The organism is Bradyrhizobium sp. CCGUVB4N, assembly GCF_024199945.1.
Taxonomy (GTDB): Bacteria; Pseudomonadota; Alphaproteobacteria; order Rhizobiales; family Xanthobacteraceae; genus Bradyrhizobium.
In genome coordinates this window covers 5,129,464-5,152,930 of sequence record NZ_JANADP010000001.1, presented here as the reverse complement: position 1 = coordinate 5,152,930, position 23,467 = coordinate 5,129,464, and the positions used below count along the sequence as shown (strand labels likewise).

At 64.1% G+C, this 23,467-nt stretch carries 23 protein-coding genes; 8 read left to right on the top strand and 15 right to left on the bottom strand.

What is annotated here, in order from left to right:
* Positions 1-72: 72 nt before the first annotated feature.
* The 9 genes from NLM31_RS23660 to NLM31_RS23620 form a co-directional block, all read right to left on the bottom strand.
* Positions 73-999, bottom strand: coding sequence for a nucleoside hydrolase (locus NLM31_RS23660; RefSeq protein ID WP_254193839.1), 927 nt, complete (start codon positions 997-999; stop codon positions 73-75).
* Between the two features lie 28 nt (positions 1,000-1,027).
* Positions 1,028-1,669, bottom strand: coding sequence for an HAD-IA family hydrolase (locus NLM31_RS23655; protein WP_254193838.1), 642 nt, complete (start codon positions 1,667-1,669; stop codon positions 1,028-1,030).
* A 116-nt stretch (positions 1,670-1,785) separates the two neighbouring features.
* Positions 1,786-2,109 carry a hypothetical protein gene (locus NLM31_RS23650; protein ID WP_254193837.1) on the bottom strand — a complete coding sequence of 108 codons (324 nt, stop codon included), beginning with the start codon at positions 2,107-2,109 and terminating at the stop codon, positions 1,786-1,788.
* 75 nt (positions 2,110-2,184) lie between these two features.
* Complete coding sequence (locus NLM31_RS23645) at positions 2,185-2,748, bottom strand: DinB family protein (RefSeq protein WP_254193836.1); 564 nt, start codon at positions 2,746-2,748, stop codon at positions 2,185-2,187.
* Between the two features lie 91 nt (positions 2,749-2,839).
* Positions 2,840-5,821, bottom strand: a complete 2,982-nt coding sequence (gene uvrA / locus NLM31_RS23640) for an excinuclease ABC subunit UvrA (RefSeq protein ID WP_254193835.1) — start codon at positions 5,819-5,821, stop codon at positions 2,840-2,842.
* 322 nt (positions 5,822-6,143) lie between these two features.
* Entirely contained in the window at positions 6,144-6,899 is a 756-nt protein-coding gene (locus NLM31_RS23635; RefSeq protein WP_254193834.1) for an outer membrane protein, read from the bottom strand.
* Between the two features lie 151 nt (positions 6,900-7,050).
* Positions 7,051-7,803: an outer membrane protein gene (locus tag NLM31_RS23630; RefSeq protein ID WP_254193833.1), complete on the bottom strand. Its 753-nt coding sequence runs from the start codon at positions 7,801-7,803 to the stop codon at positions 7,051-7,053.
* A gap of 245 nt (positions 7,804-8,048) precedes the next feature.
* A complete protein-coding gene (locus tag NLM31_RS23625; protein WP_254131638.1) occupies positions 8,049-8,735 on the bottom strand; it encodes an outer membrane protein in 687 nt (228 codons plus the stop codon).
* A 234-nt stretch (positions 8,736-8,969) separates the two neighbouring features.
* Positions 8,970-9,740: an outer membrane protein gene (locus NLM31_RS23620; protein ID WP_254193832.1), complete on the bottom strand. Its 771-nt coding sequence runs from the start codon at positions 9,738-9,740 to the stop codon at positions 8,970-8,972.
* A gap of 434 nt (positions 9,741-10,174) precedes the next feature.
* On the opposite strand from NLM31_RS23620, the gene NLM31_RS23615 reads away from it, so the two are divergent.
* Positions 10,175-10,672, top strand: a complete 498-nt coding sequence (locus tag NLM31_RS23615; protein WP_063683369.1) for a single-stranded DNA-binding protein — start codon at positions 10,175-10,177, stop codon at positions 10,670-10,672.
* A 3-nt stretch (positions 10,673-10,675) separates the two neighbouring features.
* Here the strand turns inward: NLM31_RS23615 and NLM31_RS23610 are convergent, their stop codons facing one another.
* On the bottom strand, positions 10,676-11,035 hold the full coding sequence (locus NLM31_RS23610; RefSeq protein ID WP_254131636.1) for a low molecular weight protein tyrosine phosphatase family protein: 360 nt from the start codon (positions 11,033-11,035) through the stop codon (positions 10,676-10,678).
* Positions 11,036-11,313: 278 nt separating this feature from the next.
* Between NLM31_RS23610 and NLM31_RS23605 the strand changes: the two genes are divergently transcribed.
* Together NLM31_RS23605 and gyrA are read left to right on the top strand one after the other, a co-directional pair.
* Entirely contained in the window at positions 11,314-11,712 is a 399-nt protein-coding gene (locus NLM31_RS23605; protein ID WP_254131635.1) for a DUF2306 domain-containing protein, read from the top strand.
* 168 nt (positions 11,713-11,880) lie between these two features.
* Positions 11,881-14,625 carry a DNA gyrase subunit A gene (gene gyrA, locus NLM31_RS23600; protein ID WP_254193831.1) on the top strand — a complete coding sequence of 915 codons (2,745 nt, stop codon included), beginning with the start codon at positions 11,881-11,883 and terminating at the stop codon, positions 14,623-14,625.
* Between the two features lie 47 nt (positions 14,626-14,672).
* Here gyrA and NLM31_RS23595 read toward each other — a convergent pair whose 3' ends face one another.
* Entirely contained in the window at positions 14,673-16,526 is a 1,854-nt protein-coding gene (locus NLM31_RS23595; RefSeq protein ID WP_254196250.1) for a potassium transporter Kup, read from the bottom strand.
* A 189-nt stretch (positions 16,527-16,715) separates the two neighbouring features.
* On the bottom strand, positions 16,716-16,973 hold the full coding sequence (locus NLM31_RS23590; RefSeq protein WP_254131633.1) for a hypothetical protein: 258 nt from the start codon (positions 16,971-16,973) through the stop codon (positions 16,716-16,718).
* A gap of 270 nt (positions 16,974-17,243) precedes the next feature.
* Here NLM31_RS23590 and coaD point away from each other — a divergent pair, with 270 nt between their 5' ends.
* The 5 genes from coaD to queA all read left to right on the top strand — a co-directional run bounded on the left by coaD (position 17,244) and on the right by queA (position 20,469).
* Positions 17,244-17,741, top strand: coding sequence for a pantetheine-phosphate adenylyltransferase (coaD, locus tag NLM31_RS23585; protein ID WP_254193830.1), 498 nt, complete (start codon positions 17,244-17,246; stop codon positions 17,739-17,741).
* A gap of 37 nt (positions 17,742-17,778) precedes the next feature.
* Positions 17,779-18,354 (top strand): peptidylprolyl isomerase, encoded by a 576-nt coding sequence (locus tag NLM31_RS23580; RefSeq protein ID WP_254131631.1) that lies wholly within the window; start codon positions 17,779-17,781, stop codon positions 18,352-18,354.
* Positions 18,355-18,362: 8 nt separating this feature from the next.
* Positions 18,363-18,788, top strand: coding sequence for a hypothetical protein (locus NLM31_RS23575; protein WP_254193829.1), 426 nt, complete (start codon positions 18,363-18,365; stop codon positions 18,786-18,788).
* Positions 18,785-19,249, top strand: coding sequence for a peptidylprolyl isomerase (locus tag NLM31_RS23570; RefSeq protein ID WP_254131629.1), 465 nt, complete (start codon positions 18,785-18,787; stop codon positions 19,247-19,249). Before NLM31_RS23575 ends, NLM31_RS23570 begins: the two co-directional genes overlap by 4 nt.
* Positions 19,250-19,395: 146 nt before the next feature.
* Positions 19,396-20,469, top strand: a complete 1,074-nt coding sequence (gene queA / locus NLM31_RS23565; protein WP_254193828.1) for a tRNA preQ1(34) S-adenosylmethionine ribosyltransferase-isomerase QueA — start codon at positions 19,396-19,398, stop codon at positions 20,467-20,469.
* Between the two features lie 111 nt (positions 20,470-20,580).
* Here queA and NLM31_RS23560 read toward each other — a convergent pair whose 3' ends face one another.
* The 3 genes from NLM31_RS23560 to NLM31_RS23550 all read right to left on the bottom strand — a co-directional run bounded on the left by NLM31_RS23560 (position 20,581) and on the right by NLM31_RS23550 (position 23,467).
* Positions 20,581-21,618 carry an aspartate-semialdehyde dehydrogenase gene (locus NLM31_RS23560; RefSeq protein WP_254193827.1) on the bottom strand — a complete coding sequence of 346 codons (1,038 nt, stop codon included), beginning with the start codon at positions 21,616-21,618 and terminating at the stop codon, positions 20,581-20,583.
* 229 nt (positions 21,619-21,847) lie between these two features.
* The gene (locus NLM31_RS23555) at positions 21,848-22,582 is read right to left on the bottom strand and encodes a PepSY domain-containing protein (protein WP_254193826.1); all 735 of its coding nucleotides are present in this window, start codon (positions 22,580-22,582) and stop codon (positions 21,848-21,850) included.
* Positions 22,583-22,720: 138 nt separating this feature from the next.
* Positions 22,721-23,467, bottom strand: a complete 747-nt coding sequence (locus NLM31_RS23550) for a TetR/AcrR family transcriptional regulator (protein ID WP_254135419.1) — start codon at positions 23,465-23,467, stop codon at positions 22,721-22,723.

Below are 23,467 nucleotides of genomic sequence, written 5' to 3'. Positions count from 1 at the left end.
CCGTAGGGTGGGCAAAGGCGCAACGCGCCGTGCCCACGAGACTATCGGTGGGCACGCTGCGCCTTGCTCACCCTACGGCACCTTCGATGCCGCAAAATCGCGCAGCTTCACGAAAAAATCCTTCAGGATCGGATTGCGATCCACATAGGTCACGTAGCGGATCGGGTGCCGCCGTCGGTCGACGCTCCAGGTCATCTGATCGGTGAGAACCGGGGCAGGGATGATCACACTCGGCGCCCACAATGGATTGAGCAGCCAGCCGACCGGCGCCATGTCCCAGATCTCCTTGGCCCAGCCCATGTGATCCTCGGAATATTCCTTGAACCTCTGAGCGAGGAATGCGCCGATGCTGCCATGCGGCTCGACGTAGCGCTCGATCTCCGGCACCGTCGAATGAAGGCGCGAGGTAACGCCCCTGCACGGCACCAGCACAAGCGGGACGCCGCTGTCGAGCAGCACCTGCGCGCCGCCGACATCCTGCTTGAGGTTGAACTCGATGGTGTCAGGCCATTCCAGCGCATGGCCGCCGAGCCACACCACCACGGTGCGGTCGATGATATCGGGCGCCTTGAGAAGCGCCGAGGCGACATTGCTGATGGCGCCGATGGCGATGACGTAGAGCGGGTTGTCCGGCGAGCCTGCACGGGCCCGGGCGACGAGGTCGTCTACGGCGGGGGCTGTCCGGGCCATCTTGCCGGGGCCGACATAGTCGATGACGCCGCGATGCACCAGGCCATCCGGCGCAACGTTCAGGCGTTCCAGCAGGCGCAGGATTTCCTGATAGCTCAACTCCATGCCGTGGCCGGGACTGTCCGCACGCGCATTGAAGAACGGCGCGGCGTAGATCGCCTCGACGTCAAACCGCTCCGGCGACAGCAGCATCTGCACCAGCGCGAACTGGTCGTCGATTTCGTTGTAAGTGTCGGTGTCGAGCACGACGCGCAAGCGGCCGGCCGGCGGAGTGAGGAGCTTGAGGCGGGCTGCGTCCGTGAGTGTCATTACCGTCTCCCCAGCGGGCTCTTGCGCTTCAGATTTGTGCCGGCGTCCGGCCGAGCGCATCCGCGATCTCATCCATCTGCGTGAACATGTAGTCCGGCGCAAGCGCCTGCAATGCTGCAGGCGCTGCATAACCCCACCTGACCGCGCCGCAGGCGATGCCCACCGCGCGCGCCGCCTCGATGTCGCGGACCTCATCGCCGATCGAGATGACTTTGGTCGGCTCCACGGCGGCGCGCCGCATCACCCGGCGGAATTTGGCCGGTTTGCCGAACACTGAAGCCGCGCAGTCGAAATGCGAGAAAAGGGAGGCGACGTCGCCGAGCTTGGCCTTCGCATTGACCTCGCTGTCCGACGTCACCAGCGCGAGCTGTATGCCGTTCCCGGAGAGTGTCCGCAGCATCGCCTCGGCGCCCGCAAACAGCGAAATCTCCGCCGCCGCTTCGCCCTTCAGCCGCCGCGCATGGCGCGCGATCGCCGGCAGCTTCCACAAGGGCACTTCGAGCCGGGAGAGAATCTCCCGTGTCGAGGCATGCCGTAGCCCCTCGACATCCTCATCCCGAACGCGGCGAAAGCCGAAGCGATCGGCAACGTCGTTGATGGTGCGCAGGAACCAGGGGAAGCTGTCGACGAGGGTGCCGTCGAGGTCAAAGATGGCGAGGGAGTAGGGCATGGAGGAGGGGGAGTTCGCTGACAAGCAGTGTGGCGTGCAATTGTTCGGCAGAATTCGAGTATAGCCATGCGGCATGAGCGTATTGAAATCAACCCGGCGATCATAGACGGCAATTGTCACCGCAACTTGCGGACGTGAACATTGATATCAAGATCGATGTTGCTGACGCAGGTCTGAGTGGTTCGGTGAGAGCCACCCTCGTGCCAGCGGCCATCGCGGGCCTGCGCAGCGCTCACGTTGGCCAGCTTCAGACATCGCCATTGCGGTAGTGGCCCGCTGCTTTCGCCGGCAAATTGCCAGGCCAGCACGGCTTCCTCGCCGCTCTTGTTGGTGCCGATGATATGCGGGCAAAGCTCGCGGTGGCGACCCTCGTAGACGCATGTCACCTGTTGCTCGGCGAGGATGGCTTTGCGGAAGAGCGTATAGGTTCGGCTGCGCATTGCTCTATCGAGGTCGGTGATCTGGCCCTGTCGAATATGACGCAACAGGGCATGGAAAGAAGAAGCCGGTCCGCTCTAGGATTTCCACACGGTCTCCTCGGTCCATCCGAGGTCGGCGAACTCGGCTGCCCTGAGTGGCGCTTCACCCTCCGCGAAGAACTCATCAAGCTGAGGCGGCGCGACGGCCGTTTCCGACAGCATGGCGTGCGCCTGCCCGCGGTGATGGATCTGGTGCTGGAACAGATGCATCAGCAGCCGATCTCGGCGTTCGACCTGGACGGATGTGTTGCGATTGATCCGGACGAAGCCGTCGAGAAGCTCGGGCGTCAGCACATCGCAAATGGAGAGCAGGCGCTTGTCCATGGCGACCTGGGCTGGCGTCAACACGGACAGCGAGGGGTAGGGCACCTCGTTCGCCCAGGCGCGCGGTCCGAGCCAGCCACCCTCCAGTGCATCGATGTAGAAGAGATCGATGACATAGATGTGGTTCAGCGTGCGCTGAATGCTCGGGAAGAAGCCGGTTCGCCGGGCTTCGAACTTGGCCTGGCTGAGACCGGCGCAGGCGGTGAGCAGGCGATGGTTCGCCCACGCATTGTTGTGGGCGAAGGCGCGATAGGTTTGCACGAGGTCAGCGGGCATGGCGGTCCTTTCCCGGATCGCGCTCGTTTCACGAGATAAGCAGTGGCGGATTACGCTTCGCTAATCCGCCCTACGGCCTCAGACCAAAACGCTACTCCGCCGCCTCGCTCGTGCTCCTGCGCTTCGGCTTCCTTGCCTTCTTCAGCACCGGCTCTAGGAATTTTCCGGTGTAGCTCCGCGCCGCCTTCACGATGTCTTCCGGCGGGCCCCAGGCGACGATCTCGCCGCCGCCGTCGCCGCCTTCAGGGCCGAGGTCGATGACCCAGTCGGCGGTCTTGATGACCTCGAGATTGTGCTCGATGACGACCACCGTGTTGCCCTGCGCGACCAGCTCGTGCAGCACTTCCAAGAGCTTCTTGACGTCATGGAAGTGCAGGCCGGTGGTCGGCTCGTCCAGGATGTAGAGCGTGCGGCCGGTGGCGCGCTTCGACAGCTCCTTGGCGAGTTTGACACGCTGGGCTTCGCCGCCCGACAGCGTCGTCGCCTGCTGGCCGACATGGATGTAGTCGAGGCCGACGCGGTGCAGGGTCTGGAAGGTCTCGCGTACGCGCGGCACCGCCTTGAAGAACTCGGCGGCTTCCTCGACGGTCATGTCGAGCACGTCGGCGATGGACTTGCCCTTGAACAGGACTTCCAGCGTCTCGCGGTTGTAGCGCTTGCCCTTGCAGACGTCGCAGGTGACGTAGACGTCGGGCAGGAAGTGCATCTCGATCTTGATGACGCCGTCGCCCTGGCAGGCCTCGCAGCGGCCGCCCTTGACGTTGAAGGAGAAGCGGCCGGGCTCGTAGCCGCGCGCCTTGGCTTCAGGGAGGCCTGCGAACCACTCACGGATCGGTGTGAAGGCGCCGGTATAGGTCGCGGGGTTCGAACGGGGCGTGCGGCCGATCGGCGACTGGTCGATGTCGATGATCTTGTCGATATGCTCGAGGCCCTCGATGCGATCATGCGGGGCTGCGCCTTCACTGGCGCCGTTGAGCTTGCGCGCGATCGACTTGTAGAGCGTGTCGATCAGCAGCGTCGACTTGCCGCCGCCGGACACGCCGGTGACGGCGGTGAACAGGCCGAGCGGAATTTCCGCCGTGACGTTCTTGAGGTTATTGCCGCGCGCATTCACCACCTTGATGGTGCGGCGATGGTTCGGCGGACGCCGCTCCGGCACCTCGACCTCGAGCTCGCCGGTGAGATATTTGCCGGTGAGCGATTTCGGGTTGCGCATGATCTCGGCGGGCGTGCCTTCGGCAATGATGTTGCCGCCGTGCATGCCGGCGCCCGGACCGATATCGAGCACGTGGTCGGCCAGCAGAATGGCGTCTTCGTCATGCTCGACCACGATCACGGTGTTGCCGAGGTCGCGCAGCCGCTTCAGCGTGTCGAGCAGCCGCGCGTTGTCGCGCTGGTGCAGGCCGATCGAGGGCTCGTCCAGCACGTAGAGCACGCCGGTCAGGCCCGAGCCGATCTGCGAGGCCAGGCGGATGCGCTGGCTCTCGCCGCCGGACAGCGTGCCGGACGAGCGGGAGAGGGTGAGATAGTTGAGGCCGACGTCGAGCAGGAAGGTGAGGCGTTCGCGGATCTCCTTGAGGATGCGCCCCGCGATCTCGTTCTGCTGCGCGTTCAGCGCCTCCGGCACGGTCTCGAACCAGGCGCCGGCATTCTTGACCGACAGCTCCGAGATCTCGCCGATATGCTTGGCCCCGATCTTGACGCAGAGCGCCTCGGGCTTGAGCCGGAAGCCGTTGCAGGCGCCGCAGGGCACGTCGTGGAAATACTTTGCCAGCTCTTCGCGGGCCCACTCGCTCTCGGTCTCGCGATAGCGGCGGTTGATGTTGGTGATGACGCCTTCGAACGGCTTCTTGGTGTCGTAGGAGCGCACCCCGTCCTCGTAGGAGAACTTGATCTCGTCCTCGCCGGAGCCATGGAGGATCGCGTTCTGCGTCTTCTTCGGCAGATCCTTCCACTTGGTGGTCAGCGTGAACTTGTAGTGCTTGCCGAGCGCGGTCAGCGTCTGGGTGTAATAGGGCGACGACGATTTGGCCCAGGGCGCGATCGCGCCCTTGCCGATCGCGAGCTCCTTGTCGGGGATGACGAGGTCCTCGTCGACATGCTGCTCAACGCCGAGGCCGCCGCAGGCCGGGCAGGCGCCATAGGGATTGTTGAACGAGAACAGCCGCGGCTCGATCTCGGGAATGGTGAAGCCGGAGACGGGGCAGGCGAACTTTTCCGAGAACAGGATGCGCTCGGGCCCGCTCTTGTCATGGATTTTCGCGGTCTTCTTTTTCTCCTCGGCGGGCGCAGCAGCCGCAGCCGGTGCATCGGCATACTCGATCACGGCGAGACCTTCGGCGAGCTTCAGCGCGGTCTCGAAGCTTTCGGCGAGGCGCTGGCCGATATCGGCGCGCACCACGATGCGGTCGACGACGACGTCGATGTCGTGCGGGAATTTCTTGTCCAGCGTCGGCGCTTCCGCAAGCTCGTAGAAGGTGCCGTCGATCTTGACGCGCTGAAAGCCCTTTTTGAGCCATTCGGCGAGCTCCTTGCGGTACTCGCCCTTGCGGCCGCGCACGACGGGAGCGAGCAGGTAGAGGCGAGTGCCTTCAGGCAGCGCCAGCACGCGATCGACCATCTGCGACACGGTCTGGCTCTCGATCGGCAGGCCCGTGGCCGGCGAATAGGGCACGCCGACGCGCGCCCAGAGCAGGCGCATGTAGTCGTAGATCTCGGTCACCGTGCCGACGGTGGAGCGCGGGTTCTTCGACGTCGTCTTCTGCTCGATCGAGATTGCCGGAGACAGGCCGTCGATCTGGTCGACGTCGGGCTTCTGCATCATCTCGAGGAACTGGCGGGCATAGGCCGAGAGCGACTCGACATAGCGGCGCTGGCCTTCCGCGTAGATGGTGTCGAAGGCGAGCGAGGATTTGCCGGAGCCTGAGAGGCCGGTGAATACCACCAGCTTGTCGCGGGGAATCTCGACGTCGATGTTCTTGAGGTTGTGCTCGCGCGCGCCACGGATCGTAATTGCGCGCAGGCTCGAGCCCGCGTTCTGCTGTTGGCGCTTGGCCTTGATCACTTCATCCATCCGAGTTGCCCTCAAGGAATCCCAAAGGTGCGCGATCGCGCCGACATAAAAGGCGCGCTTCGCCCGGAACCGGGATCGGCGCCGATGGGGTTGCCAGCGAACGTAGGAAGAACGGAGACGGATTTCCAGAGGGACTTGCGAATCGTCAACGGATTGTTGGCGCGCTGGCGAGACTTGGCAGTGACTTGGCAGTAGCGCGCCGTCCGGAACAAGCGAAGGGCCAGCGCAAGGCCGGCCCTTAGTTCGCGCTTGGATGCGGATTTGGGGCAATCCGCGCACGACCAGGACCTTGGAGGAAGTCCTTTTTCGGAGCGCATCTCGCTCAGTATTTGGCGACGACCGGGCCGCCCCAGCGATAGTTGACGCGGATCAGCCCGATGTCGATGTCCTGGCCGATCCGCTCGGTGCGACCGGGCGGAACGAGCGCAGCGCCGGCGAGATCGCCGCCGTGATGGCCGAGGAACAGATGGTCGTACTCGCCGCCGACCGACCAGTTTTCCGCAAAGGCATACTCCACGCCGAAGCCTGCGCTGTAGCCCCAGCGGGTCTGGCTGAGTGTGTTGGACACGACGCCGACGCCCGGAACGAACTCGTCGTATTTGTCGTGAGCGACCGCTGCACCCGCCTTGCCGTAGAACAGCACGCTGTTCACGGTGTAGCCGAGCTGGCCGGTGAACAGACCAAAGCTGTCGATCCTGGTGCGGTTGTTCAGCGGCGCCCGCACCAGGCTGACATTGCTGCCCTTGAAGTCGGCCCAGTTGCCCTGGCCTTCCACGCCGAGCACCCAGTGCGCCTTCTGCCAGCGATAGCCGAGCTGGGCACCGACCGTGCCGCCGCTGGCATTGTGGCAGCCTTCGCCGACGGCCGGATTGATCGCAACGCCGCTGACGGCAACAACGCTCCAGCAGGCATGGCCGAGGCCGCCGCCGCCATTGATGCCGCCATAGACGCCGGTCCATTCGAGGGCGGGTACGGGCGCCACCGGCGCTTTGGAATAGAGCGGGAGATCCGCAGCAACGGCCGGTGCAAGCGCACCGCATGCGAACAGGCTGATCGCAGCCACTGCCCAAGTCTTCATGTCGCGTCCCCAACTCGCCGAACCAATTCGCGAGCGCCATGCGCGCGCCTTACGATTCCTTGACGGTTCAGCGCATCGGGGCGCGAAAACAAAAAGGCCGGCGCGAGGCCGGCCTTTCGTAACGTGATGACGTCAGAACCGAAACGTTAGATCAATACCTGGCGACCACCGGGCCACCGAAGGTGTAGTTCACACGAACCGTGGCCATATCCACGTCCTGCTTGATGCTGTCAGCGCGGAAGGGCAAGCCAAACGCGGTGAAGCTGTCGGTGTGCTTGCCCATGAACAGGTGGTTATATTCGACGCCGACGGACCAGTTCGGCGCGAAGCCGAACTCGATGCCGGTGCCAACGGCGCCGCCCCAACGCGTGTCGGTCGCGGAGCCGAAGGTGACACCAGCCAGAGTGCCGCTGAACTTGTTGTGGGTGACGGCCGCGCCGCCCTTCACGTACCAGAGCACGTTGTTCCAGGCATAACCCACCTGGCCGGTGAAGAGGCCGAGGGCGTCGATCTTGGTATTGTTCACCAGCGGGAAGAAGGCGGCCGGCGAGCTCGTGTTCGAACCCTTCAGATCAGCCCAATCGCCCTGCGCTTCGAGGCCGAACACCCAGTTGGTGGCCTGCCAGCGATAACCGATCTGGCCGCCGACGAGGGCGCCGGTCGCATTATGGCAACCCTCGCTCGTCGTGGGGACGGCGACGCCAGCGACACTGGTCGTATCCCAGCAATTGTGGCTCGAGCCGCCGCCGGCGTTGCCGCCGATGTAGAAGCCGTTCCAGTTGTAGATCGAAGCCACGGCCACCGGGGCCTTGGTGTAGGGGCGTGCGGCGAGATCTGCGGCCATCGCGGGGGCGACTGCGCTCACTGCGAGCAAGCTGACGGAAGCGAACAAAATATTCTTCATTTCAACCTAATCCCCAGTTTCTGCTTGGCCGTCCCGTGTAGCGGAAGGGCATCGGACTCGAAGGTCCGTTCGCCTATGTCTAGCGCAATTAATCTACAGGTTGTGTGCCCGATAAGCCACAACATGCGGGAAAGCGCCTCCATCGAGATGACGGTTCGTCGCACCGGGCGGCGAAAACAAAAAGGCCGGCACAAGGCCGGCCTTTCGTAACGTGATGGCGTAAGAGCCGAAGCCCGGTACTGAACTCAGTACTTGGCGACGATCGGGCCGTTGAAATGATAGTTCACGCCGACCTGCACGGTGTGGAAGTTGAGCGTGCCGGTGGGCAGAGCGCCGGTGAAGTAGGTCTCGCCGCCGAGGCTGCGATAGAGGTACTCGCCCTTGACCGACCACTGCGGAGCGAAGAACGCCTCGACGCCCGCGCCGACGGTCCAGCCGGAGTGGAACTTGCTGTCCGACGCGGACACGCCGAGCGCGGAGAGGGTGATCTTGTTGTCGATCCAGGCGTAGCCGCCGGTGCCGTAGACCAGGACGTTGTTGATGGCGTAGCCGATGCGGCCGCGCACGGTGCCCATCGCGTCGGTCTTGGAGCTGGCGGTCGCGGTCACGACGCCGAAGCCGGGGACGACGGTCGCGCCGGTCGCCGAAGCGCTGACATCGGCCCAGGCGCCGTCAGCCTCGACACCGAACACAACGTTGCCGGTCTGCCAGTTGTAGCCGGCGGTGCCGCCGACGAAGCCACCCTGCATCCGCGGGCTGCCCGAATCTTCCCAGGCGCCGCCGCCGACGATACCCAGATAGAAGCCGGTCCAATTGTAGACCGAAGCCACGGCCACCGGAGCCTTGGTGTAGGGGCGAGCCGCCAGGTCGGCAGCCGAAGCGGCGCCAGTGAGGGCGAGCAGAGCGGCCGAAGCCAACAAGATCTTCTTCATATTCAACAAATCCCAGTCCCAGTTTCTGTTTTGGACTTCCGTGCGTCGGAAGCAGTATCGGACGCTGTGGTCCAACTGACGTCGGCTTACACCACTGAAGCCGCAAGTTGTGTCTCTCAAATGCCACAACAGATACAAAATGTAACAGTCGCTGACCTATAGTTCCCATCGGGAACAAAAAACAAAAAGGCCGGCACAAGGCCGGCCTTTGATTCCTGAATGGTTTCAAATGGATCAGTACTTCGCGACGACGGGCGTACCCCAATTGAAGTGGTAGTTCACGCCGGCCTTGATGGTGTGGATCGTGTCGTTCCACTCCGAGCGATTCGCCACCACGGGCGAGTACTGGATCGTGCTCTTGCCGAGGTCGATGTAGTTGTACTCAACCTTTGCCGACCAGTTCGGAGCGAACATGTACTCCACGCCGGTACCGAGGGTCCAACCCCAGCGCCAGTCGTTCTGGACGAAAGTGTTGGCCGCGCCGCCGTTGAGGGCTGCGTCATAGCGGTGCTGAATATCGCCGACGGCCGCACCGCCGCTCACGAACCAGAGCGCCGGTCCCCAAGCGTAACCAACGCGGCCCTTGATGTCTCCGAAGCCGCGCAGCTTGGTGGCGTAGCTGTCGCCGAGGTTCGGCGGACCAACATTGATCACCGACGACCGACCGCTGATGTCGGCCCAGTGATAATCGCCCTCGAGACCAATGACGAAGGCGCCCATCTGCCAATTGTAACCGGCGACGCCGCCGACGAAGCCGCCGCTGGTGTCGTAGTTCTGCGATCCGACGAAGGCAGGCGTATTGGGGGCAAGGAAATATGTTTCGTTGCTTCGGCCCCAGCCACCGCCGCCCTGAACACCGAGATAGAAGCCAGTCCACGTGTAGATGGGAGCAGGTGCCACAACTGGCGCCTTGGTGTAGGGGCGTGCCGCCATATCCGCTGCGCTTGCGGGAGCCGACAAGCCCAACGCAACGATACCGATTGCTCCAAACAGAATTTTCTTCATTACAGTCTCCCCAATGTCGACCGCTCCAAAGGTCCCCGGAGCGGTCAGTCAGGCGCGACGCCCAAATGAACAATTTCGAGGCAACCTTACGCGCATCTCGAGGTGGAGTCCGTCTCCGGAATGCAACACTTGCCGGCCAATCGAAGACCGCGCAAGTTGATGAATGTTAAGAAGTTTTTGGCGTTTTAGGGAACTCGGGAAAGTTCCAATTCATCGCACAGTGAATAGCGGCCTCAGGAACGCGTTGTGCACAAAATCGGCGCCAGTTTTGGCAGGAACAAATCTGGAACAAATATTCCGCCGATGCTATATATGGGGATAACCGAGGGCGTGGCGGGCCGATCAGTGCTCGTAAGCGTATAGGGTCGGCCCAACAGGCGGCAGCGCGGGCGCGCCTTTTCGAAATTCATTGGCATTTGGAGTGGAGAGCGGCGATGGCGGGAAGCGTCAACAAGGTCATTCTGGTTGGAAATCTTGGCAAGGATCCGGAGATCCGCCGCACCCAGGACGGGCGGCCGATCGCGAATCTGAGCATCGCCACCTCCGAGACCTGGCGCGACAAGAACAGCGGCGAGCGCAAGGAAAAGACCGAGTGGCATCGCGTCGTGATCTTCAATGAAGGGCTCTGCAAGGTCGCCGAGCAATATTTGAAGAAGGGCGCCAAGGTTTACATCGAGGGCGCACTGCAGACCCGCAAATGGACCGATCAGCAGGGCGCTGAGAAGTACTCCACCGAAGTCGTGCTCCAGGGCTTCAACTCGACCCTGACGATGCTCGACGGTCGCGGCGGTGGCGGGGGAGGCGGCAGCTTCGGTGACGAGCCGGGCGGCGATTTCGGCTCGTCCGGTCCGGTCAGCAGCGCGCCGCGCCGCCCGGTTGCGGCCGGCGGCGGTGGCCGCAACAACGACATGGACGACGATATCCCGTTCTGAGGCTCAGCCTTTGACGCGGGTGGAGCGAGTTGGCGCGGGCCGGGACAGAAAACGACCGGCCCGGTTTTCGAGCATCCCGACCAAGACGGGATCCATGAACTCGTAGTCGTCCGGAATGTCGAGGCAAATGACGCGCTTGCCATTCAGGCTGGCGCGGAATTTCCGGTTCAGCTTGGTCCGATGGGCCTTCTCCATCACGAAGATGATGTCGGCCCATTCGACCTGTTCGGTCGACAACAGCACGTCTGCGTCGTTCGAGATGCCGGCCGAGTCGGTCTCGATCCCTGGCCAGGTCGAAAACACCTGCTCGGCCGTCGGACTGCGGAGGCGATTGGCGCTGCAGACGAAGAGGACGTTGGTCACTTTGACCGCTCCGAAATAGTCAGGGCTAGATACACAGCTTTTGGTGGTCGACGGAATCTTCCACGTCGCCACGGTGGCGTTCGCCGAGAGGGCGCTTCTCTTCCAACGCGGTAGCCGGCTCGTGTGAGGCGGTAGGATTTCCTGCCAATCGACGGGCCAGGCTCGGCTTTTCCGGGCTGGTCTCATGTGCTGCCTCAAGCCTTTGACGGGTCGCGATGTGAATGGTATTAACTTTATGTTAATCCTATTCACATGGTCGGTTCCGACCAGAGGGCCACATGAGCTTCACGCCGCTGCTTGACGCTGCACCTGCGATCCCGCTGCACGCCTTCGCGGCGATGGCGGCCTTCGTGCTCGGCCTCGTGCAGTTTGCCGCGCCCAAGGGCACGCTGCCGCACCGGACGATCGGTTGGATCTGGGTGGCACTGATGGCCGTGGTGGCCGTCTCGTCGTTCTGGATCCACCAGATCCGCCTGGTCGGGCCGTTCAGCCCGATCCATCTGCTGTCGATCTTCACGCTGGTGATGCTGCCGCTCGCGGTATGGCGGGCCCACACGCATCGCGTCGCCGCGCATCGGTGGACCATGATCTTCCTTTTTACCGGCGCGCTGGTGGTGGCGGGCCTGTTCACACTGCTGCCCGGACGCATCATGCACAGCGTGTTTTTCGGGGCGTAAGGGACGGTTCCAGGGCGCTCCTTCGGACCCCGCCCGAGACGGTGGCAGGAGTGGCGTAAGTCTCTGGAAAAACAGTCGGAAAAAGCGCTTCCCGGAAGCCCCCAAGGGTGGTTATCAGGGCGTCGATGCGCTATATGATTCCCAGATAAAATTTCACCGGATTCCCCCTTGGCTGACGACGACAACAAGCCCGGCGACCAGCCGGCGCAACCCTCGGATATTCGCCCCGTCTCCATCTTCGAGGAGATGAAGAAGTCCTATCTCGACTACGCCATGAGCGTGATCGTGGCGCGTGCGTTGCCAGATGCCCGCGACGGTCTGAAGCCGGTGCATCGCCGCATCCTGTACTCGATGAACGAGCAGGGGCACACGCCGGACAAGAAGTACGTCAAGTCCGCCCGCGTGGTCGGTGACGTCATCGGTAAGTATCACCCGCACGGCGACCAGTCGATTTACGACGCCATGGTCCGCATGGCGCAGGACTTCTCGATGCGCGTGCCGCTGATCGACGGTCAGGGCAATTTCGGCTCGGTCGATGGCGATCCCCCGGCCGCCTATCGTTACACCGAAGCGCGGCTGACGAAGGCGGCGCTGGCCCTGCTGGCCGACATCGACAAGGACACCGTCGACTTCCAGCCGAACTACGACAACAACGAGACCGAGCCGTCGGTCCTTCCGGCCAAGTTCCCGAACCTGCTCGTTAACGGCGCCGGCGGCATCGCGGTCGGCATGGCGACCAACATCCCGCCGCATAATCTTGGCGAGGTCATCGACGCCTGCGTCGCGCTGATCGACAACCCCGCGCTGACCATCGACGAGCTCATCAACATCGTGCCGGGACCGGATTTCCCGACCGGCGGCGTCATCCTCGGACGGCAGGGTATCCGCTCGGCCTACCACCTTGGCCGCGGCTCGATCGTCATGCGTGGCAAGGTCGCCATCGAGACCATCCGCAAGGAGCGAGAGGCGCTCATCGTCACGGAGATTCCCTACCAGGTAAACAAGGCGACGATGGTCGAGCGCATCGCCGAGCTGGTCAAGGAAAAGAAGATCGAAGGCATCGGCGACCTGCGCGATGAATCCGACCGCGATGGCTACCGCGTCGTCATCGAATTGAAGCGCGACGCCGTGCCGGATGTGGTGCTGAACCAGCTGTACAGATTCACGCCGCTGCAGACGAGCTTCGGCGTCAACATGGTGGCGCTCGACAGCGGCCGTCCGCGGATCATGCATCTGAAGGACCTGCTGGCCATCTTCGTCGACTTCCGCGAGCGGGTCGTCACTCGCCGCACCAAGTACCTGCTCGCCAAGGCGCGCGATCGCGCGCACATCCTGGTCGGTCTCGCCATCGCAGTCGCCAATATCGACGAGATGATCCGCGTTATCCGGACCTCGCCTGACCCGACCACCGCGCGCGACACCCTGATGTCGCGCGACTGGCCGGCCCGCGATGTCGAGGACATGCTGACGCTGATCGACGATCCCCGCCACCGCATCAGCGAGGATGGGACGATCCGGCTGTCGATGGAACAGGCGAGGGCCATTCTGGACCTGCGGCTTCAACGGCTTACCGCACTCGGCCGTGACGAAATCCGCGATGAGCTCGACAAGCTTGCCGGCGAGATCGCCGATTATCTCGACATTCTGCGCTCGCGCGAGCGCGTGCTGACCATCATCAAGACCGAGCTCGCCGAGGTGAAGGCCGAGTTCGCCACCCCGCGCAAGACGTTGATCATGGAGCAGGAAGGCGAGGTCGAGGACGAGGACCTGATCCAGCGCGAGGACATGGTCGTCACCGTCTCGCACGCGGGTTATGTCAAGCGCGTGCCGCTGTCGGCCTATCGCGCGCAGCGCCGCGGCGGCAAAGGCCGCTCCGGCATGCAGACCCGCGACGAGGATTTCGTCAGCCGGCTCTTTGTCGCATCGACGCATACTCCGGTGCTGTTCTTCTCGTCCCGCGGCCAGGTCTACAAGGAAAAGGTCTGGCGCCTGCCGATGGCCGCGCCGAACGCGCGCGGCAAGGCGATGATCAACATCCTGCCGCTGGAGCAGGGCGAGCGCATCACCACCATCATGCCGCTGCCCGAGGATGAATCGACCTGGGGCCAGCTCGACGTGATGTTCGCCACGACAGGCGGCAACGTCCGGCGCAACAAGCTGTCCGACTTCGTCGACGTCCGCCGCTCCGGCATCATCGCCATGAAGCTCGATGAGGGCGAAGCGATCGTCGACGTGCAGATCTGTACCGAGCGTGACGACGTGCTGCTGACCGGCGCCGGCGGCCAGTGCATCCGCTTCCCGGTCCCCGACGTGCGCGTGTTCACCGGGCGCACCTCGATGGGCGTGCGCGGCATCGCGCTTGGCGAGGGCGACAAGGTGATCTCGCTGGCGATCCTGCGCCATGTCGAGACCACTTCCGACGAGCGCTCGGCCTATTTGAAGATGCGCCGCGCGGTCGCCGGCGAGGCCGCAAGCGAGGAAGCCCCCGCGGATGCCGAGGCGGAGGAGACGTCGGGCAGCTTCCAGCTGCCGCAGGAGCGCTATGCCGAGATGTCGGCGGCCGAGCAGGTCGTGCTGACCGTCTCCATCAACGGCTACGGCAAGCGGACCTCATCCTACGAGTACCGGACCACGGGCCGCGGCGGCAAAGGCATCGTCGCCATGAGCGTGAACAACCGCAACGGCAACCTGGTGGCCTCGTTCCCGGTGGAAGACGCCGACCAGATCATGCTGGTGACGGACAAAGGCCAGCTGATCCGCTGCCCGGTCGAAGGCATCCGCGTCGCCGGCCGGTCGACGCAAGGCGTGATCGTGTTCGACACCGCCGAGGACGAGCACGTCGTCTCGGTCGAGCACATCACGGAAGAGGCCGAGAACGGCAACGGGGCGAACGGGGAGCCGAACGGAGAGTAATGCGCGGCTCCGTGGTCCGGATGGAGCGATCCGGGCTACGAACTTCGCTAAATCTCCAGCTCCGTGCCGAACTCCACGACCTGCTTGGTCGGCACGCCGAAGAACGCCGCTGAGCGCTCGGCGTTGCGCTGGAGGAAGGCGAACAGGCCTTCGCGCCAGACCCACATGCCCGGAATGTCCTCGCTCGGAATGATGGTCTCGCGGCCGACATAATAGGTGATGTCGGAGAGGTCGATGCCGGGCAGCTTGCCCTGGCGGCAGGCGAGCGTCAGGCCCTCATAGATCGTCGGGTTCTGCATGAAGCCGTAATGCAGCACGACGCGGGTGATGCCGGCGATGATCTCGATCACCTCGGCGCGCGCTTCGTCGGGGACGTGCGGCACCTCTTCGATCAGCACGGTGACGAGGATGATGCGCTCATGCAGCACGTGGTTGTGCTTGACGAACTGCGTCAGCGCCAGCGGCACGCCTTTCGCCGCCGATGCCAGGAACACGGCGGTGCCGGGGAGACGTGCGCTGCATTTGTTGACCGCGGTCTCGATCAGGTCTTCCTCGGGCTGGCGCAGTTTTCCGCGCGCAGCTTCGACCAGTTTCACGCCACTGCGCCAGGTCAGCATCAGGAAGGCGACGAAGGCGGCGAGCAGCAGCGGAAACCAGCCGCCCTCGAACAGCTTGATCGAATTGGCCGAGAAGAAGATCACGTCGATCACGAAGAAGAAGCCGTTCACGGCCACGACGAGCAACGGCGAATAGCCCCACTGGATCGCAACCAGTGCTGCGAGCAGGGTGGTGATCGCCATCAGCAGCGAGACCGCGATACCGTAGGCGCCGGCCAGCGCGTCCGACGTGCCGAAGCTGACCACCGCGCCGAGCGTTGCGGCGGCGAGCAGCCAGTTCACCAGTGGCACGTAGATCTGGCCGATCGCATCGCTGGTGGTGTGGCGGATCTGCATGCGCGGCAGGAAGCCGAGCTGGATCGACTGCTGGGTCAGCGAGAACACGCCGGAGATGATCGCCTGCGAGGCGATCACAGTCGCAACGGCCGAGAATGCGACCAGCCCGTAATGCAGGAAGTCCGGGCAGAGCTGGAAGAACGGATTCTCGATCATGCCGGGATCGGTGATCAGGAGCGCGGCCTGGCCGAAATAATTCAGCACCAGCGCCGGCAGGCAGATCGCGAACCACGCAAGCCGGATCGGCAGGCGCCCGAAATGCCCCATGTCGGCATACATCGCCTCACCGCCGGTCACGGCGAGGAAAGCGGCACCGAGGATCGCGAAGGAGACGTGGAAATCCTGGTGGATCAGGAACTCGAAGGCGTAGAGCGGGCTCAGTGCCGCCAGCACTGCCGGCGCCTTGACGATGCCGTGGATGCCGAGCGCGGCGAGCACGAAGAACCAGGCCAGCATCACCGGTCCGAAGATGCGGCCGATGAAGCCGGTGCCCTGCTTTTGCATCATGAACAGGCCGACCAGGATGACGATGGTGATCGGCACCACCGCCGGCGCGAGCGAGGGGGCGTCGACCTTGAGGCCTTCGATGGCCGAGAGCACCGAGATCGCCGGCGTGATCGCGCCGTCGCCATAGAGCAACGCAGCGCCGATCAGGCCGACCACCAGGAGATGGGCGCGCCAGGTGCCTGGCTGGGCGTGACGAGCATGCAGCAGCGCCAGCAACGCGACGATGCCGCCTTCGCCGCGGTTATCCGCGCGCAAGATCAGCAGCGCATATTTCAGCGAGATGATCAGCAGCAGCGCCCACAGGATCAGCGAGGCAACGCCCAGGACAGCCTCGGGGGTCACTGTGCCGCCATGCGCGGCCGCCTTGGCGGCTTCTTTCAGGGCGTAGAGGGGGCTGGTGCCGATATCGCCATAGACCACCCCGAGGGCGCCCATGGTCATGGCAAGCGGCAGAGGGTCGGGATGATGGCCGGAAGCGACTGCGGGCGTACTGGACAAATGCGACCCCTCAATGGGACCGCGCCCGTCGGGCCATTCCGAGGGGCGCGAGCGTCACACAGTCTGCGACGAGACGCCGCAAATATCCATGGTGTTTATCGCGAGGTTTATGACGCCGAGCTGACAGACAGCCTACGGGGTCCGGTCTGCCGTCACCAGGCGGGCGACACGAACGTCAGCCTTGGTGCCGGCGCGGCGCAGGCAGGACGCCTCGAAATTCGGCCAGGCGCGCTCCGAGCACTCCCTGCCGATGGTCTTGATGTCGAGCCGGTCGGCCTTGGCCAGCGGCTGCGGGACGCTCGCTTCAACGGTGGGAGCAAAACCGGGCAGGAGGGTGAGGGCGGTAGCAACACACGCAGCAATAGCGATCGCTGAAAGAGCCTTGATCATCGACGGTCCCCTGTGATGCGGCCGCTGCGCCTTGTTTGCGGCCCGTCATTCGTTGGCTGGATTAGTAACCATGACCAGTTTCCGGACGTCTTCACCGACGCCGGAAATGGTTTCGTTCGTGCGCGGTTTTGTTTCGTGGACACCCCGAGGACGAAACAATCCGGCGCCTTCCGACGGGGATTGGCGGAAAAATCGGCAGGAAACCGACAGGAAACGGGCAAGGAACCTGTCCGGCTTGCCGGGCCGGGCCGGGCGCGGTAGGACGTGGCCATGCCGCGCATCGCCTTTTATCCGGGTTCCTTCGACCCCATCACCAACGGCCATCTGGACGTGGTCCGGAACAGTGTCCCGCTGTGCGACCGGCTGGTGGTCGCGATCGGGGTCCATCCCGGCAAGAAGCCGCTGTTCTCGACCGAGGAGCGGCTCAAGATGCTCCACGACGTCTGCGGGCCGATAGCGGCCCAGGCCGGCTGTACGCTCGAGGCCGTGACCTATGACGATCTCGCAGTCACCGCAGCGCGCAAATTCGGTGCGACCATCATGATTCGGGGCCTGCGTGACGGCACCGACCTCGACTACGAGATGCAACTCGCCGGCATGAACGGCGCCATGGCGCCCGACGTGCAAACCGTCTTCCTGCCGGCGTCCCCTTTGGTCCGCCCGATTACCGGCACATTGGTGCGCCAGATCGCCGCCATGGGCGGAGACGTCTCGACCTTCGTCCCGCCGCTCGTTGCATCCCAGCTCAAGGCAAAATTCGCCGCATAACGGCGCGCTTTTTCATCTCACCTGATCCGGAGTGTCCATGATCCGTCGTCTCGCAATTCTTGCCACGATGTTCGTCGCGCTGATTGGCGCAGTCCCGGCGACGGCGCAGCAACTGCCGGCCAATCTCGACAAGGCCAATGCGCTTGTCATCGATACCACCAAGGGCCGCATCGTCATCAAGCTCCGGACCGACCTTGCGCCGCAGCACGCTGAGCGCCTCAAGCAGCTCGCGCGCGAGGGCTTTTACAACAACGTTCCGTTCCACCGCGTGATGGACGGCTTCATGGCCCAGACCGGCGACGGCCAGAACGGCAACGGCACCGGCGGCTCCAAATATCCGAACCTGAAGCAGGAATTCTCCAAGGTCCATTTCGCCCGCGGCATCGTCGGCATGGCCCGGCGCGGCGACAGCGTCGATACCGCCAACTCGCAGTTCTTCATCATGTTCGCCGACGGCGGCAGCCTCGATGGCCAGTACACCGTGGTCGGCGAGGTCGTGCAGGGCATGGACGTGGTCGACAAGCTGAAGAAGGCACCGGCCGGCTCGCCCGGCGGCACCGTCACCGATCCCGACAAGATGGTGAAGGTGCAGGTCGCCTCCGACATCAAGTAGGAGGGCTTATGGCGCGCCGCGGCGACAGGCTCCTGTTCGCTGCAGCCGTGCTGCTGTTCGGCATCACCGGCGCGGCTGCAGAGGACGCGCCGGTCAACACCATCCAGGACCTCTTCCAGCACTTGCGGACCTGCTGGAAGCCGCCGCCGCCGGCCAAGGCTCGCCCTATCGACATCACCGTCGTCGTGAGCTTTAACCGGGCCGGAAACATTCTGGGCCATCCGAGGATTACCTATGAATCCGCGGAGGCCTCCGACAGTGACCGGCTGCAATACCGGATCGCGGTGATGGAGGCGTTGCAGCGCTGCACGCCGATGCCATTTACCGATGCAATGGCCGGCGCCGCCGCGGGACGTCCATTCGCGATCCAGTTCCGTAACCGCAGAACGTCACCTGACAAGACTCCACCCCTAACGCAAGAGAGACGAGCATGAGCGCCACCGAAAACACATTGATCCTCGAGACCACGCAGGGCCCCGTCACCATCGAGATGCGGCCCGACCTCGCGCCCGGCCATGTCGCGCGCATCAAGGAGCTGGTCCGCGAAGGCTTCTACGACGGCATCGTGTTCCATCGCGTGATCGACGGCTTCATGGCGCAGACCGGCTGCCCGCACGGCACCGGCACCGGCGGCTCCGGCAAGAAGCTGAAGGCCGAGTTCAACAAGGAGCCGCATGTGCGCGGCACCACCTCGATGGCGCGCGCCGCCAGCCCCGATTCCGGCGATAGCCAGTTCTTCATCTGCTTCGACGACGCCCGCTTCCTCGACAACCAGTACACGGTGTGGGGCAAGGTCACCGAGGGCATGGAGAACGTCGACAAGATCAAGCGCGGCGAGCCGGTGCAGAACCCGGACAAGATCGTCAAGGCGCGGATGGCCGCCGACAAGGAGTAAGGGCTCGCCCCTCATCCTGAGGAGCGCGGAACGTGCGTCTCGAAGGATGATGGCCCCGCCGCTGCAGCTCGGCCTTCATGGTTCGAGACGGCGCTAACGCGCCTCCTCACCATGAGGGTCTGGCTCTGTTGCGCCAGGCAGGACGAATGCGCACCGACCTCTTCGATTTCGAACTGCCGCCCGAGCGCATCGCGTTGCGCCCGGCAAGCCCGCGCCACTCCGCCAGGATGCTGGTGGTCGAGAACGGTGCGCTGCGCGACCAGACCATCGCCGATCTGCCGCAATGGCTGAAGCCGGGCGACCAGCTCGTCGTCAACGACACCAAGGTGATTTCGGCGCAACTCAAGGGGCGCCGCATTGGTCGCGAAACCGAGCCGAAGATCGAGGCGACGCTGATCAAGCGCCTCGACGGTTCGCGCTGGCAGGCACTGGTGAAGCCCGCGAAGAAGCTGATTGCCGGCGACCGCATCCGCTTCGGCAATGAAGGCAAGGTCTGCCTGCTCGGCCATCTTGATGCCGAGGTCGAGGCCAAGGGTGCGGAAGGCGAGGTGACGCTGTCATTCTCGTTCCACGGCCCGGCGCTCGACCAGGCCATCGCCGATCTCGGCAGCCCGCCGCTGCCGCCCTATATCGCGTCGAAACGCACGCCTGACGATCAGGATCTCGCAGATTACCAGACCATGTTCGCGGCCAATGAAGGCGCGGTGGCCGCGCCCACCGCGGGGCTCCACTTTACGCCGGAGCTGGAGCAGGCGCTCGGCGCGCGTGGCGTCGGCATCAACCGCATCACGCTGCATGTCGGGGCAGGGACCTTCCTGCCGGTCAAGGTCGACGACACCGACGGCCACAAGATGCACGCCGAGTGGGGCACGATCTCGGCCGAGACCGCGCAGCGGCTCAACGCCGCACGACAAAACGGCGGACGCGTTGTCGCCGTCGGCACGACGTCACTGCGGCTGCTCGAAAGCGCAGCGCGTGAAGACGGCACCATCCAGCCGTTCACGGCCGAGACCTCGATCTTCATCACGCCCGGCTATCGCTTCCGCGCCGTCGATGTCCTGATGACGAATTTCCATCTGCCGAAGTCGACGCTGTTCATGCTGGTGTCGGCCTTTGCGGGCCTGGAGACGATGCAGCAGGCCTACGCGCATGCCATTGCGAGCGGATATCGGTTCTATTCGTATGGGGATTCGTGTTTGTTGTTTCGCGCAGTGCCGTAGGGTGGGCAAAGCGAAGCGTGCCCACGTCTTTCTTGAATGCGGAGAAGACTGGTGGGCACGGCGCTTGCGCGCCTTTGCCCACCCTACGAGACCTGTTCCTGCCGGTACCTGTTACGCCATCACCCGCTGCGGCAACAGCTCGGCGATCTGCACTGCGTTGAGCGCTGCGCCCTTGAGCAGCTGATCGGCCGCCACGAACATCGAGATCGAATGCCCGGAGGGATCGCTGAGGTCCTTGCGGATGCGGCCGACCAGGACGTCGTCCTGGCCCGAAGCGTCGATCGGCATCGGGAAGTAGTTCTTCACGCGATCGTCGACGACCTTCACGCCGGGCGCTTGCGCCATGATGGCGCGGACCTGGTCTTCGGTGATCGGCTTCTCGCATTCGAAGGTGATGGCCTCGCAATGGGCGCGCAGCACCGGCACGCGGACACAGGTGACGCCGATGGCGATCTTCTCGTCTTCGAAGATCTTGCGGGTTTCCTTGATGACCTTGGTCTCTTCGTCGTTGTAGCCGGTCTCGGGGTCGATCGCCGTGTTGTGGTTGAAGAGGTTGAAGGCGTAGGGATGCGGCATCACCTTGGGCGTATAGACCTGCCCGTTGAGATTGGCGCGCGTGGATTCGACGAGCTCGTCCATCGCGGCGGCACCGGCGCCGCTTGCGGCCTGGTAGGTCGAGATGATCACGCGCTTGATACGGTTCTTCTGGTGGATCGGCCAGAGCGGCACCAGCGCGGTGATCGCTGCGCAGTTCGGGTTGGCAATGATGCCCTTGTGGTCGCGGATCCGGTTGCCGTTCACCTCGGGGATCACCAGCGGCACGTTCGGGTCCATCCGGAAGGCGGAGGAGTTGTCGACGACGACGGCGCCGGCCTTGACCGCGATCGGCGCGAACTTCTTCGAGATGCCGCTGCCTGCGGAGAACAGCGCGATGTCGACGCCCTCGAAGGCGCGCTCGGTCAGCTCCTCGATGACGACGTTCTGGCCGCGGAACGATACCGTCTTGCCGGCGGAGCGGGCGCTGGCGAGCGCCTTGAGCTTGCCGACGCGAAAACCACGCTTGTCCATGGTGGCGATGAATTCGGCGCCCACCGCACCGGTGACGCCGACAATCGCGACGACGGGATCGTTACTCACAGTGTCCTCCATTCCATTTCGATTGAGCTGAGATTTAGACAACAAAAAAGCCCCGGACCATCTTGGGCGGGGCTTCGGTAGAGCTGATGCGTTTTAGTCGACGACTATGCGCGCACGCCTCCCCGGGCCCCGAAGGCCGTGATGGTTTTGGTCGTGCGTTTGGTGGTCGTGAACATGGCGGCGACTTATGCGGGAGAGTCTTGCGTCCGTCAATGGCTTTCGGGCGGGATTGTGGCCTGCGCTATTTGCCCCGGGCGCCCGGTGGCTCGAGGATGACCTCCTTGAGGTCGTCGCCGCTGATGACGACGATCGCGAAATTGAGCCGGCCACGTTCGCGTACCAGCCCGCCGCTGATGGCCTTGCCGGACGCTGCCTGCTCGGCGACGCGGACCGCATCGGCCAGGCGATGCTTGATGATGCCGAGCGCTGCGAGATTGCTGCGATCGTCGTGGTCCAGTTCGGTCAGGGGCAGGGCGGCTTCGCCGCCCATGAGCTCGCCGGTCGCGGCGTTGATGGTGTGCCGCCAGATCCGGTCGTTGTGCAGGGTCTTGACCCGGTACACCGGTACGCCCGAGCCGCCGTCGAAGCTGATGTCCGCGGTCGTGGCGCCGGCATGTCGGGCTTCCGCAATCGCCATGGCCTGGCTGATCGAGATCGACGAGCTGCGGAAACGTTCGATCTCGCGGCTGACGGCCTGGCGGTCCGCTGCGGCGTCCCCATCTGTCTCGTCGTGGAGAGCGGTGGGTGTAGAGCCCGCCGAGACGATCGCGCGGGCCGGCGCTGCGACGAGCAGCCCCGTCAGGGCAATCGCCAGCAAACCGTACACCCGTCGTCCTGTCGTGCTCATGGTCGAACCCTCGGCCGGCAAGCCTTGAACCAGCAAGTGTGCCGGATAATCGTAAAGAAGTCGCGGCCGACCACGGGCAATGGCCGGCCGCTGATTGCCGCAACGGGCTGTCCCGTCGCGGCGATCCAAGCGGTTCGGTCCTCTTTTGGGGCTGGTGAAAAAAGGGGCCCGCACCGCTCTATAAACAAAACCATACCGTATCGTTTTATTTTGGTCAACGAACAGGCCATCGTCCGCAGGGGACAAATCGCCGGTCTCACGGAAATGTCAGCGGGAGGGACGACGCCGTTGGGCGGCTTTTGGGGCGCCCTGGATGCGGTCTGCGGGACCGATCGCGCCGGCCAGGAACAGCTTGATCGCCGCGCGCATCCGCTTCTCGGCCGCCTTGAGTTCCATCGGCGTGCCGAACGTCGCCATGCGGTGGGTGTGGCCGACGACGACGTCGAGGAACACTTCAGCCGCGATCGTGGTGTCGTCGACATCGAGCGCGCCTTGCGTCACCAGATGGTCGAAGAAGCGCGCGGTGGTGGCGACGGCCTTCAGCCAGCCTTCTTCCTTGCCGAGCTTGGCGATGTCGGGAAAATTGATGGCCTGCGAAGTCATCATGCGACTGAAGGCGACGGCATCGGGTCCGCAGGTGAAATTGAGCATTTCGCGCCCGATCTCGATCAGCCGCTGTTCGACCGAGATGTCGGAGGAGTTGCCGAGTTGCGTCTCGGCGGCGGCCGACAGCGGCGCAAGCCAGCGCGCGATCTCGCGCCTCAGCACGGCGGCGAACAGGCCGCGCTTGTCGCCGTAGCGGGAATAGACGGTGGGCTTGCTGACGCGGGCTGCTTCCGCCACCGCGTCGAGCGAGGTCGCATCGAAACCGCGATCGAGGAACAGGCGGGTGGCAACCTCGATCAGGCGCTGGTCGCGCTCGATCGCTGCACTCTTGGTCGGCCGGCCGCCACGCGATTTCGAGGCCTCGCGGCGTGGTGCAGCCGTTCTTGTCCTGGTCGCAGCCAATCCCAT